The organism is Acinetobacter sp. SFA (assembly GCF_001647535.1).
Taxonomy (GTDB): Bacteria; Pseudomonadota; Gammaproteobacteria; order Pseudomonadales; family Moraxellaceae; genus Acinetobacter; species Acinetobacter pecorum.
The window spans coordinates 15,383-28,365 of the sequence record NZ_LSZI01000008.1; the positions used below are offsets into that span (position 1 = coordinate 15,383).

Genomic DNA, 12,983 nt, shown 5'->3' on the forward strand with positions numbered 1-12,983 from the left:
TCAGCAGGCTTTTTTTTAGTGTTCTATCAGGGATAATTTGGGCCATTTTTGCAAAAAATGTTTGCTCAATATGCGTTGATCGAACACGGCATAGCTGACTAAATTTGGATTCCAACGCAACTTTAACTCAAATAAATCGATCAAACCGAAAGGGGTGATCAACTCTAACGCATTATCATCTTGCAGGCGCAGTGCCAAAGCTGTGGCTGTTTCTGGCCAAAGAGATAGGGGCTGTTCAACTGAAGTCAAAGGTTCAATCCTTTTATTTTGATCGCTCCGGTACCACTCATGTACAAAAGCTTGATTAGTCACATCCCAAATAATATCTAGAAAATAGTTCTTTAGCTGATCTGCCAGTTGCCACGCTAAAGGACGAGCCTGCTCATTTTCATCATAGAAAATCACATCGACCTCAGTATGATTCATTTCATATTCCCAGCCATGTAAATGTGCCCAGATCACATGACGTAATACACCCGCTGTGACATAAGCTTTAGAGTGCAATTGTGCTAACTGATGCAAGATGCGCATTAAGATCGGCTGCGCACGCACGATCTATTGCAATTGATTATGATCATTGGATGGGGTCATAGAAGAATCGGGATCACTATTTAAATATGAATGTTCATACAAACATGGCAATTTTTTCAGCTACAATCAATCGAAAAAATCAAAAAGCGTAGGTTTAAAATGTCTTCTGTAATTGCAACGACAGCGATCCGTGGTCGCTTCCTCGACATTCAGAATACAGTTGCCCAAGCACGTGATATACACGACCAAGTGCGATATGTAGAAGATGGTTTACTCATCATAAAAAATGGAAAAATCCAGTGGTTTGGCTCCTGGCAGGAAGGACAGCATCAACTTGCTGCAGGGCTAACGGTGACCCACTATCCTGAACAGCTCATTATTCCCGGCATGATTGATACCCACATCCATTTCCCGCAAACTGAAATGGTCGGGGCTTATGGTGAACAGCTGCTGGAATGGTTAAATACCTATACTTTTCCCACTGAAATCCAGTTCCAGGATTCATCCTATAGCGAAAAAATTGCCGAATTTTTCGTGCAGGAATTGCTTAAAAATGGCACTACGACGGCATTAGTCTTTTGTACTGTGCATCCTGAATCTGTAGATGCTTTGTTCAATGCGGCGACCACGCGCAATATGCGCCTGATTGCAGGTAAAGTTCTGATGGATCGTCATGCGCCAGATGCCCTGATGGACACTGCAGACAGGGCTTATTCTGAGTCTAAAGCCCTGATCGAGAAATGGCACGGTAAAGGACGAAACCTGTATGCCATCACACCGCGCTTTGCTCCGACCTCAACACCTGAACAACTGCAAAAAGCCGGCCAGCTCAAAAGTGAATATCCGGACGTGTATGTACATACCCATCTCAGTGAAAATAAAAACGAGATCGCCTGGGTAAAAGACCTCTTTCCAGAACATGAAGGTTATCTGGATGTTTACCATCATTATGGTTTAACCGGCAGCAAATCCGTCTTCGCGCATTGCGTACATCTGGAAGAAGGGGAGTGGGACTGTATGCAGCAAACCGACTCTGCGATTGCTTTCTGTCCAACCTCCAACCTGTTCCTTGGCAGTGGTTTATTTCCCCTGAAGAAAGCCTGGAGTAAAGGAGTTAAAGTCGGCTTAGGTACAGATATTGGAGCAGGAACATCCTTTAACCAGCTGCAAACCCTGAATGAAGCATATAAAGTTCAACAGCTGCAGGGAGAAAAACTATCAGCTTTTGAATCGCTGTATCATGCCACTTTAGGTGGTGCTAGAGCTTTAAGTCTGGACGACCGGCTGGGTAACTTCAACCTTGGCAAAGAGGCAGACTTTGTGGTTCTGGATCTGAATGCGACTACCTTACAAACACTGCGTCAGAGCAAGGCGAGGAATATTGAAGATACCTTTTTTGCACTGACCATGCTGGGGGATGACCGTAATATTGCAGCTACTTATGTTGCTGGACAAGCTGTCTATGTCAAAGCCCAATAAACCGCGTCAGCGCCGGATCATTTTAACTGCAATCGTCGCTATATGTGCTTTTGCACTGAAACGAGACTCTCGGCAGCCAAAAAAATGATTACATTTACCGCAGGTAAAACAGGTGCATCTCAGCTAAGGATGTATTAAAATTACCGTAATTCAGGTGTTGCAGGTCAACACCTTTTTTATTTTGCTATTTTTACTTTTTAGGTATCTACCCATGACCGTTCAAATGAGCGTAATGATTTCCGCTGAAGAAATTCAAGCTAAAGTCAAAGAGCTTGGTGCTCAAATCGATGCACACTATGCCAATAGTGACAAAGAGCTTGTGCTTATCGGTTTATTACGCGGTTCAGTGATCTTCATGGCGGACTTATGTCGTGCCATTAACAAGCCGCATGAACTCGACTTCATGACTGTATCAAGCTACGCGGGCGGTACGGTATCAAGCCGCGATGTTAAAATCCTGAAAGATCTGGACGGTGAAATTCATGGTAAAGATGTACTGGTCGTTGAAGATATTATCGACTCGGGCAATACCTTGAGCAAAGTACTGGAAATCCTGCAGACCCGTAAACCTAATTCTATTCAGTTATGTACGTTGGTAAGCAAACCTTCACGTCGCGAGATTGAACTTGAGGTGAAATTTTTGGGCTTTGAAGTTGAAGACAAGTTTATTGTCGGTTATGGCCTGGATTATGATCAGAAATACCGTCATATTCCTTTTATTGGTGAAATCGGTCTTTAAGATTGGGTTAAATCGATAAGCACTGTTTAGAAAGTGGCCTTGTGCCACTTTTTTTTATTTCTTGAATAATTTCAGTAACACAGGGAACAAAAACACAACAGCCCGTTTCAGGATTCAACTTTTTATCCACCCGACTTTATTTCAATATGAGTGAACGATGTAAAACAAAGACATGACAAGAAGGAGTATGCATATGTGGACAATTATTATGGCTATTGTCATCGGTTTTATAGCAGGTCTGATTGCTCGTGCCATTCATCCCGGTAACGATAAGGCAGGTTTTATTATGACGACCTTGCTAGGTATAGCAGGCTCCTTGTTGGCAACTTTTGCTGGCCGTATGCTGGGTTTGTATTCTGCGGACTCAGCTGCCGGTCTGATCGCTTCGGTGATTGGTGCGGTGATTATTCTGTTTATTTATAATATGATCAACAAACGCCATACCATCTAAAGCAATTTGCCATTTCGGTTAGGCTAGGCTTAATTGCCGGCATATAAAAAAAAGCACCTGATCAGGTGCTTTTTTTTATATTGCATAACGGATCATTTGATTGGATATTATAGCTCGAATTCTTTAAAGATCTGTTCAATCTGTTCTGCCGGATAGGCACCCATCACCTTAAAACCATTTGAAAATATAATCGCTGGTGTTCCATTCACACCTAAAGATTGCGCCAGTTTGTTATTACGCTCAATCGGATTGGTACAGCCTTTTTTAGAACCCGGCTGAATTCCTTTAGCAATCAAATCTTCCCAAGCCTGTGCTGGATTGGACTCGCAGTACACCTGTTTTGAAGGAGCCACAGATTGCGATTTTAATGGCAGGATAAAAGTATAAATGGTTACATCATTGAGTTTTTTCAGCTCTAGTTCAAGTTTTTTGCAATACGGGCAATTTGGGTCAGAAAAGATCGCAATCTGACGTTTACCCGTACCTCTTACACTTTTCAGTGCATCCTGAAGCGGTAATTTTTTCCAGTCGATACTATTTTGTTTTAGCATTAAATCGCGGGTCAAATTATGCTGATCCTGAATCCGCAGCATCGGGCCGGCAATTACATGCTTGGCATCTTCATTCAGATAAACCACCTGGTCCTGCATGGAGCCGCTATAAATGCCTTGCATTTCTGTGGTCTGAATATTTTCAATTTTTAAGTTAGGACTGTTTTTGGCCAAATTCGTTTTCACCGTATCAATATTGGCGAATGCAAAGCTTGAAACGAAGGCACTTAAACTCATAATCAGTATTTTTTTTAACATGAATGTTCTACATGAATTAGATAAAAATGTACTTCGATTCTAAACGCTCTTCTTTTAAATTTCTCAAGCATTTATGTTACTGCGCATTCTGGGTTAAATCCTCTTGTGATGTTTCACGTGGAACAAAAAGAAGAATTATATTTAATTCAACCACACCAAAACCAGAATAAAAACAAATAAGTTTTTGTATTTTATAATTAAATTATGATCTAAATTATTCCAGAAAAATATCTGGGCAATTGAGCCTTGACCATTTTTCTCTATCCATTCTAAACTGCAGACACTTTCTATATTCCTCGCTATGCCCTGACATGGATTGGCCAAGGATTAATACTAAAATGGCATTTTCATGACAATAACGACCAGCTGGCGACCGTTCTTGATGGTTAGCCTGGCTTTAATGATGGGAACGCTTGGCACAGCTTTGGCGAGCCCTCTTTATCCGATCTATCAGCAACTCTGGCATTTACTGCCCAGTCAGATTACCTACATTTTTGTTGCCTATATGTTGGGCTGTCTCTCGACCCTGTTATTTTTGGGCAGGACCAGCAATAGCATCGGATTTTTACGCACCCTGCAAATTGGTCTGGCACTGATCACACTGGGACTCATCGTTTCGGTCTTTGCCCAGAATGCACTCATACTGTCGATTGGCCGTTTTATTATTGGGATTGCCTCAGGCCTGATGACTACTTCTGCCATGATGGGTTTGCTGTATACCATTCCAGAAAGCCATAAACATACAGCACCACAACTGATTTCAATCATTACCGCAATGGGGTTTGGTTTGGGACCTCTGGTCGGGGGAGTGATTGCACAGTTTTCCGCTGCACCTTTGGTGATGCCATATTTACCGGTTATTCTGGGCGCTATGTTCTGTCTGTTTGGTCTGTTCTGGATCAAGGTGCCCAAGGTTGAGCTGCAGCCCTTTAGTATGGCACCCAAACTGCAACGACCTGAAGCCAAGTTTCATCTGGTGTTTATGATTATTGCAGTAACGGCTTTTAGTGCTTTTGCCGCTTTTAGCCTGTTTGCTTCTCTGTCACCCTCCTTTGTCCGCAATATTTTACCTTGGCATGGTCCTCTGGTCAGTGGCCTAGCCATTACCAGTATTCTGGTGGTCTCGGTGATCGTGCAGATGATGGCCAAAACGGTCGCAGCTTCAAAATGTCTGAATATCGGCCTGATGATGATGGGCTTGAGCATGATAATTCTGGCGCTCTGTATGTACGCAAAAATCAGCCTGCTTTTTTTCATCAGTGATCTTTGCTTTGGAATCGGCCATGGTTTTGCCCTGATGGGGGCTTTTGCAATGATTCACCAAATCACCAGCATGAACAACCGTGCAGCCGTCATGTCAACCTATCTGTTTATTGCCTATCTGGGCACCATTGTGCCCATTATTGCCGTGGGTTATCTGGCCGATCACTGGGGGCTGGATTTCGCCGTAATCAGCTTTTGTATCGCGATCAGTCTGCTGTGTTCTGCACTGTGGTGGACTTATCAAAAAGCCCCTGTAGCTGCCTAAAAAATCCCTCAACTGAGGGATTTTTTAAATAATTATTTACCAATACAGAACGATCCGAAGATCTTGCCCAGCAGATCATCGGCACTAAAATCACCCGTGATTTCGCCCAAGGCATTTTGTGCCAGACGCAAGGACTCTGCCACCAGTTCCCCCGCGTTATACACCACCAGCTGTTCACGCGCTTCAGCCAAGTACATTTGAGTGCGCTTCATTGCGTCTAAATGACGGGTACGGGCAATAAAGGTGTCTTCCTCAGGCTGGAAGCCTGCATGCGCTGTAATCGCTTCTATGAGCGCCTGAACGCCGGTTTCCTGTTTGGCGGAGACGGTGATATGGCGAAAGCCATTTAAATCCCTAATCTTGGCTTTAGTACCGGTCAGGTCGCATTTATTGCCAATCAGCATCAAACGTTTCGGTTCGATATATTCGGCAAAATATTCCTGAGCAAGTTGCAGCGGATCTTCCCCCTGGCTTAAATCATAGACCAGTAGTAATAAATCAGCCTGTTCAATTTCTTTAATCGCGCGGCGGATTCCTTCTTTTTCAACAATATCGCCGGTTTCACGCAAACCTGCGGTATCGGTGAGGGTAATTGGCAGACCATTTAAGGTAATTTTTTCATGCAAGACATCACGTGTGGTACCGGCAATATCGGTCACAATCGCACGTTCAATTCCGGCCAGCGCATTCAGCAGAGAGGATTTACCGGCATTCGGTTTACCTGCAATTACGACTTGCAAGCCTTCACGTAATAACTGACCTTGACGTGCAGATTGCTGTACTTGAGTGACTGCACTGGATACGCCATCCAGCAGATTTAAAATCTTGCCATCCGCCAGAAAATCAATTTCTTCTTCCGGGAAATCAATCGCGGCTTCCACATGCAAACGCAGGTGAATCAGCTGCTCAAGCACTGCATTGACTTTGGTCGAAAACGCGCCTTGCAAAGAACGTACCGCAGAACGGGCGGCTGCTTGCGAGCTTGCATCAATCAGGTCGGCAATCGCCTCGGCCTGCACCAGATCCAGCTTGCCATTCTCAAAAGCACGCATGGAAAACTCACCCGCTTTGGCCGCAGTAGCGCCCAGCTCAAGCAAACGGCCGAGCAGGGCATTCTGAATTACCGGCCCGCCATGACCTTGCAGTTCCACCACATCTTCACCGGTAAATGAGTTTGGATTCGGAAAACAGATGACCAGTCCTTCATCCATGACCTCACCGGCTGCATCATAGAACTGGCGGAAACCGGCAAAACGCGCTTTAGGCAGCGCTTTTTGGGTCAGTTGCTGGGCAATCTCATAGGATTTTGGACCAGACAGGCGAATCACCCCAACGCCGCCACGTCCTGGTGGAGTTGCAATCGCAGCAATAGTTGTGGTTCGGTTGAGCATAAAATTCACCTGCAAAGACTCAAAAGTACAGCCAAAAAAAATCCGCCTAAGATTACCATCTTAAGCGGATTTATTCAGCCTATCCGTACAACTTAGTTGACTGGAGTGGCCTCATCACGTTTAGCACGATCTTTGGCAACAGACTTGTTAATCAAAGTTTGTTGCAGAATCGTGATCAAGTTGTTGACGATCCAGTATAAAACCAAGCCTGCCGGGAAGAATAACAAGAATACCGTAAAGATAATCGGCATAAACTTGAAGACTTTCGCCTGCATTGGATCGGTCGGCTGCGGATTTAACGACTGCTGGATATACATGGTCAAGCCCATCAGCAATGGCAGGATGAACCAAGGATCCATTGAAGATAAATCCTGAATCCACAGAATCCATGGGGCATGACGCAGTTCAACCGATTCCATCAATACCCAGTACAAGGCCAGGAAGATTGGCATTTGCAATAATAGCGGTAAACAGCCCGCAAGCGGATTGACCTGTTCACGTTTGTACAATGCCATCATTTCTTGAGAGAAGCGCATCCGGTCTTCACCGAATTCTTCTTTCATGCGCTGCATTTCCGGGGCAATCAAGCGCATTTTCGCCATCGAGCGATAGCTCTTCGACGACAATGGCCACAGGATCAGTTTCACCAGAACGGTCAACAGAATAATTGCCCACCCCCAGTTACCTACCAAGCCATGGAAGAATTCAAGACCCACGAACAGCAATTTTGCAATTGGCCATAACCAGCCATAATCAACGGTCTGGTTTAAACCTGGAGCCAAATCTTTCAGTTCTGACTGGATTTTTGGACCTGAATAGAAAGTCGCATCTACTTCAGCCACGGTACCTGCAGGCACATTGAAAGTCGGTGAAGTAAAACCGATGATGTTCATGTTATCGGTTGATTTGCGTGATTCAAGCTTGGCGCTATAGGCTTCACCATCGCCTTGAGTCAACTTCAGATGACCTGGTACCCATGCACTCACAAAGTAATGCTGCACCATTGCCACCCAGCCACCTTTGGCTTCAGTACTGACTTTCTCTTCAACAAAGTTGTCGAATTTAAGTTTGTTGTACTGCTCGTCCGGAGTACCCCATGCACCGCCCAGGAATGTTCCCAGCGTGAAGATACCCTGATCGGATTTGCCTGGATCTTCCGAGTTATCCCGTTTGATCTGACCGAACATCTGACCTTGCCAGGTCTGGCCACTGCGGTTAACCACTTTATGGTTCACCACGACCGGATATTCACCTTCAGTGAAATTGAAGGTCTTGATGATCTCGACACCATCAGCGGTTTTAAACACCAGCGGTACAGACAAGACTTTCAGGTTTTTACCGTCTTTGCTCTTGACTGTCTTTGCATCTGCCAGAGTATAAGCGGTTTTTTCCATTTCATAGGTTGGACGGCCGTTACGGCTGCTGTCCGGTCCATTCAGACCGATCAGGCCAGACTGGGCGACATAGGTCCGTTTCGCATCGCTTTCCAGCATGACGAAAGGTTCATCGCTGTCTTTGTTCTTGTCATGATTGAGTAATTCAACACGAACAATATCACCACCCTTGGGATTGATCCAAAGATGATAAAGGTCAGTTTGTACTGAAATAAGCTGCTGACTTACAGGTGCTGTGGCATCCGTGGCTTGCTGCGCTGGCACATTTGCTTGTGGCAGATCAGAGGCAACTGTAGCCGTCTGACCATTTGGCAAATCTGCAGATACGTCATGCGAAACAACAGCAGTTTCCTGCTGCGGTTTTGTTTCAGCATTTCCATAATCTTTTTGCCACGCCAAAATGAGCAAATATGCGACAACAAACATGGCTCCGAGAATTGCAATCCTGGCCCATTGTTGCATATGTATTACCCCAAGTGGTGAGAGTGATTTTGGTTCAATAAACGATCACGAAAGGGTACAGCAACGTGAAGCGTTTGAGAATCTATTTGCTGAAATGAAATAAAACGAATCGCTTTTGAGGGAACAGGATCATATCCCGAGCCCCCCCACGGATGACAACGGCAAATACGTTTAGTAGCCAGCCACACTCCACGCCCAGCGCCATGCATCTGGACTGCTTCCAAGGAATATTGAGAACAAGTTGGAATATAACGACAGCGCGGTCCAAGAAGAGGACTAATCGCAATCTGATAGAAACGGATCAACCAATGCAGTAAACGTACCATTGGCCAACTCTACTTTTGTGGGAAGGGGGCTATTTTTGAATGCTTTTTGGCAAGACGGTTAAGTTTTTGCCAGGCAAATTGTAATTGCTGGTGCAATTCTGCATTAGATACTGTCTCAATACCAATTTTCGGCATGATTACAATGTCTAAGTCATCTAATTGCTGTTGATGCAGGCGAAAACTTTCGCGAGCAAGTCGTTTTACTCTATTTCTTTCGTGTGCGCGTCGCACTTTCTTCTTAGCAACAACTAAACCCAAACGGCTATTTGGCAGTTCGGAATGTTTTGCAAGAAATAAGAAATGGGGTTGATGCACTTTAAAAAGCGCACCATCAAAGACACCTTTATAATCGGCAGCACAGCGTAATCGCAACTCTGTGCCAAAACTATAAAGTTTTGTCATAACACCCAAAATCGTCTTAGCGTAACTGATTAAACAGTTAAGCTATGACGACCTTTTGCACGACGGCGAGCTAATACTTGACGACCAGCTTTAGTAGCCATACGAGCACGGAAACCATGAACACGCTTACGCTTTAATTCAGACGGTTGGAATGTACGTTTCATATTGAAACTCCAAAAAATGATCTTTCTGTGAAGGTCCGCGATTTTAGTGCTCATTGCTTGAGCTGTCAATGCAAAAGCACTTTTCTTTTCAAATAACAGCAAAAAAGAGCGAAGGTGTATTTTTTATGCAGAACTGGATAACACTAGCTCGATTTGAGTTAACCACAAATCAAGTTATTGTTATTTAAATAAATATAAGTTATAAACAACTCTATCAACAAAGTTATCCACATGTTATCCAGAGTTTAAATTTGAACTCCGAGTTTTGAATTTAAATTTAATACTTTTTGAGTTATCCACAAAAACTCGCGATCTTATAAGTAAATTCAAATTTATAAATTTAAATTTATTACTATTAGGGAGCGCTTTTTCTATGGATAAGCTATTTTTTATTTATATAAACATTAAGTTATGTTGTGGATAAAACTGTTGTTATTAATTTTATACTTTGTGGATAACTTTGTGATATATTTTATCCACAGCTTGCGGATAAACTTATCCACACCGGGTTTTAAATTTAAATTTATGCACCTTGATTTCTTTTTGCACAATTTTTGTGGAAATTGCCATGACAGATGTGGATAACTTGGTTAGAATGGCGACCCGCTTTTGGTCGCGGGCAGCTTTTTTTCGAATGAACAATGGAATGAATAGGGGATTCACATGCTTTGGACGGACTGCTTAAATCGCCTGCGACAAGAGCTCTCTGGAAATGTCTTTACCATGTGGATTCGGCCATTGGTTGCAGAAGAGCTGGAGGATACCTTGCGTCTTTATGCACCGAATCCTTACTGGACGCGCTACATTCAGGAACATCATCTGGAACTGATTTCAATTCTGGCAGAACAGCTGTCTGAAGGTCGCGTGCGTAAAGTTGAAATTCTGGTAGATTCTCGCCCGGGGGCAATCTTGTCTGCGAGTGAACAGCCGGCCACCACGACTGCTGCACTAGAATCCGCACCTGTTGTCGCGCCATCCCCGCGTCCCAAGAAAGAAAAAGAAGATTCAGGCAAAAATAGCCGTAAACGTCAGTTGAACCCCTTATTCACCTTTTCGCTGTTTGTGGAAGGTCGTTCTAACCAGATGGCAGCAGAAACCTGTCGTAAGGTACTGACCCAGCTGGGTGCTTCCCAGCATAACCCCTTATTTTTATATGGTCCGACTGGTCTGGGTAAAACCCATTTGATGCAGGCAGTCGGCAATGCACTGTTGCAGGCCAAACCGAATGCCCGGGTCATGTACATGACCGCAGAAAGTTTTGTGCAGGATTTTGTCAGCTCTTTGCAGCAGGGCAAGGTTGAAGAGTTTAAAAAGAACTGCCGCTCTCTGGATCTGTTACTGGTTGATGATATCCATCTGCTGGCGGGTAAAGAAGCCAGTCTGGTGGAGTTTTTCTATACTTTTAACGCACTGCTGGACGAGTCCAAGCAGATTATCCTGACCTCGGATCGTTATCCTAAAGAGCTGACCGAACTGGATCCACGTCTGGTTTCACGTTTTTCCTGGGGCTTATCGGTAGGTGTTGAACCACCGGATATTGAAACCCGGATTGAAATTTTGCTGAAAAAAGCAGAAAACACCGGAGTGGATTTACCACGTAACTGTGCGCTGTTTATTGCTCAGCAGGTCGTGGCCAATGTACGTGAGCTTGAAGGTGCGCTGAATAAAGTGGTGGCGATTTCACGTTTCAAAGGCACGCCGATTGATCTGGATGTAGTGCGTGAATCTTTGAAAGATGTGCTGGCGATTCGAGCGCGTACCATCAGTACTGAAAACATTCAGCGTGTGGTCAGTGAATATTTCCGTATTCCGTTAAAAGAGATTGTTGGTCCAAAACGTACCCGGATTTATGCCCGCCCCCGTCAGCTGGCGATGGGCTTGGCCCGTGAACTCACCGGCGACAGTTTTCCGGAAATTGGCATGGCTTTTGGGGGGCGTGATCACAGTACCGTGATGCATGCCTGCGAGAAAGTACAGAGCCTGCGCGAAGAAGATCCGATCTTTAACGAAGACTATAAAAACCTGCAACGTCTGTTGCAAAGTTGACCGAAAACGCTCAAATTCTATTCTTGCTATGCGGCTGCTTTTGCCGCATAGTAAACCGTCAAAAAATCACTTTTTCTATATTAATCTTCAGCTTTAGAGGAATGCACCGTGCGTTTAAAAATCGCGAAAGAAAGCTTACTGAATGTTCTCTCACATGTCGTAGGAGCGGTTGAACGTCGCCATACCTTGAATATCCTGTCTAATCTGAAAATTCAGGTGACCGCACAAGCATTGACCGTAACCGGTTCGGATCTGGAGGTTGAGCTGGTGGCGAGTACGGCGCTGGCTGAAGGTGCCTGTCTGCAGGAAGGTGAGACCACAGTTCCTGCACGTAAACTGATTGATATCTGTAAGTCACTTCCTTCAGCGGCATTGATCGATTTGCATATTACTGAAGACCAGCGCTGCATTCTTAAATCAGGTAACAGCCGTTTTGTACTGGGTACCTTGCCTGCTGATGATTATCCATTACTAAATACTGAAAACACACAAGGCACGCAAGTGACAGTGACACAGCGTGAACTGAAACGCCTGTTTGAAAAAACTGCTTTTGCCATGGCGGTTCAGGATGTGCGTTTTTACCTGACCGGTACCTTGCTGGAAATTGATGCCAATCAGCTTCGTGCAGTAACTACCGATGGCCACCGTCTGGCATTGTGTGAAACGACAGCACAATCTACGGCAACCCAGCCGATTCAGGCGATTGTGCCACGTAAAGCCGTTGCAGAATTACAGCGTCTGCTGAGCGTTGAAGATGAGCAATTATCTTTATTGATTGGTCGTGAACTGCTCAATGTGACCATTACCATGCCAAGCCGTGACAAGGAACAGGCGGATATTACCGTACGTTTCACGACTAAACTGATTGATGGTAAGTTCCCGGACTACCGCCGTGTAATTCCACGTGGTGGCGACAAAGTGGTGATGATCGCACATGACGTGTTCAAGCAGTCTTTGCAACGTGTGGCGATTTTAAGTAATGAAAAACTTCGCGGTGTGTTTCTGAACTTCAATGCCGATTCCTTGCAGCTTCGCGCCAATAACCCGGAGCAGGATGAAGCAATTGAAGATCTGGCAATTCAATATTCAGATTCCCCGCTAGAAATGTCATTTAATGCGCAGTATCTGATTGAAGTGCTCGGGGTGCTGGATGGCGATGATGTGTCGATGACCATGACTGAAGCGAACCAGTCTGTTTTGGTACAGGACCCGGCACATACAGATCAAGTCTATGTTGTCATGCCGATGCGTGTTTAAGCCG

The 12,983-nt window shown here is 44.7% G+C and carries 13 protein-coding genes; 6 read left to right on the forward strand and 7 right to left on the reverse strand.

The annotated features are described in order from the left end of the window. Positions 1–15 precede the first annotated feature (15 nt). Entirely contained in the window at positions 16–531 is a 516-nt protein-coding gene (locus AY607_RS04690) for a nucleotidyltransferase family protein (protein ID WP_081408797.1), read from the reverse strand. 159 nt (positions 532–690) lie between these two features. Between AY607_RS04690 and guaD the strand changes: the two genes are divergently transcribed. From guaD to AY607_RS04705, 3 genes are all read left to right on the forward strand, one after another. Further along, positions 691–2,010: a guanine deaminase gene (guaD, locus tag AY607_RS04695; protein WP_064101906.1), complete on the forward strand. Its 1,320-nt coding sequence runs from the start codon at positions 691–693 to the stop codon at positions 2,008–2,010. Positions 2,011–2,221: 211 nt separating this feature from the next. Beyond that, a complete protein-coding gene (hpt, locus tag AY607_RS04700; RefSeq protein ID WP_064095267.1) occupies positions 2,222–2,749 on the forward strand; it encodes a hypoxanthine phosphoribosyltransferase in 528 nt (175 codons plus the stop codon). 193 nt (positions 2,750–2,942) lie between these two features. Further along, on the forward strand, positions 2,943–3,200 hold the full coding sequence (locus AY607_RS04705; protein ID WP_064095266.1) for a GlsB/YeaQ/YmgE family stress response membrane protein: 258 nt from the start codon (positions 2,943–2,945) through the stop codon (positions 3,198–3,200). 107 nt (positions 3,201–3,307) lie between these two features. On the opposite strand, the gene AY607_RS04710 is transcribed toward AY607_RS04705, so the two are convergent. Then, positions 3,308–4,009, reverse strand: coding sequence for a DsbC family protein (locus AY607_RS04710; RefSeq protein WP_064095265.1), 702 nt, complete (start codon positions 4,007–4,009; stop codon positions 3,308–3,310). 382 nt (positions 4,010–4,391) lie between these two features. Between AY607_RS04710 and AY607_RS04715 the strand changes: the two genes are divergently transcribed. Then, the gene (locus AY607_RS04715; RefSeq protein ID WP_064095264.1) at positions 4,392–5,537 is read left to right on the forward strand and encodes an MFS transporter; all 1,146 of its coding nucleotides are present in this window, start codon (positions 4,392–4,394) and stop codon (positions 5,535–5,537) included. Between the two features lie 32 nt (positions 5,538–5,569). Here the strand turns inward: AY607_RS04715 and mnmE are convergent, their stop codons facing one another. From mnmE to rpmH, 5 genes are all read right to left on the reverse strand, one after another. After that, complete coding sequence (mnmE, locus tag AY607_RS04720; protein WP_064101907.1) at positions 5,570–6,928, reverse strand: tRNA uridine-5-carboxymethylaminomethyl(34) synthesis GTPase MnmE; 1,359 nt, start codon at positions 6,926–6,928, stop codon at positions 5,570–5,572. A 92-nt stretch (positions 6,929–7,020) separates the two neighbouring features. After that, the gene (gene yidC / locus AY607_RS04725; RefSeq protein ID WP_064095262.1) at positions 7,021–8,784 is read right to left on the reverse strand and encodes a membrane protein insertase YidC; all 1,764 of its coding nucleotides are present in this window, start codon (positions 8,782–8,784) and stop codon (positions 7,021–7,023) included. A gap of 5 nt (positions 8,785–8,789) precedes the next feature. Then, positions 8,790–9,110, reverse strand: a complete 321-nt coding sequence (yidD, locus tag AY607_RS14815) for a membrane protein insertion efficiency factor YidD (protein WP_004281931.1) — start codon at positions 9,108–9,110, stop codon at positions 8,790–8,792. Positions 9,111–9,119: 9 nt separating this feature from the next. Then, positions 9,120–9,512 carry a ribonuclease P protein component gene (gene rnpA, locus AY607_RS04730; protein WP_064095261.1) on the reverse strand — a complete coding sequence of 131 codons (393 nt, stop codon included), beginning with the start codon at positions 9,510–9,512 and terminating at the stop codon, positions 9,120–9,122. A 29-nt stretch (positions 9,513–9,541) separates the two neighbouring features. Then, complete coding sequence (gene rpmH / locus AY607_RS04735; protein ID WP_000831329.1) at positions 9,542–9,676, reverse strand: 50S ribosomal protein L34; 135 nt, start codon at positions 9,674–9,676, stop codon at positions 9,542–9,544. Positions 9,677–10,339: 663 nt separating this feature from the next. Between rpmH and dnaA the strand changes: the two genes are divergently transcribed. Both dnaA and dnaN read left to right on the forward strand, forming a co-directional pair. Further along, positions 10,340–11,722: a chromosomal replication initiator protein DnaA gene (gene dnaA, locus AY607_RS04740; protein WP_064101908.1), complete on the forward strand. Its 1,383-nt coding sequence runs from the start codon at positions 10,340–10,342 to the stop codon at positions 11,720–11,722. A gap of 108 nt (positions 11,723–11,830) precedes the next feature. Next, positions 11,831–12,979, forward strand: coding sequence for a DNA polymerase III subunit beta (gene dnaN, locus AY607_RS04745; protein WP_064095259.1), 1,149 nt, complete (start codon positions 11,831–11,833; stop codon positions 12,977–12,979). The last annotated feature ends 4 nt before the right edge of the window (positions 12,980–12,983 follow it).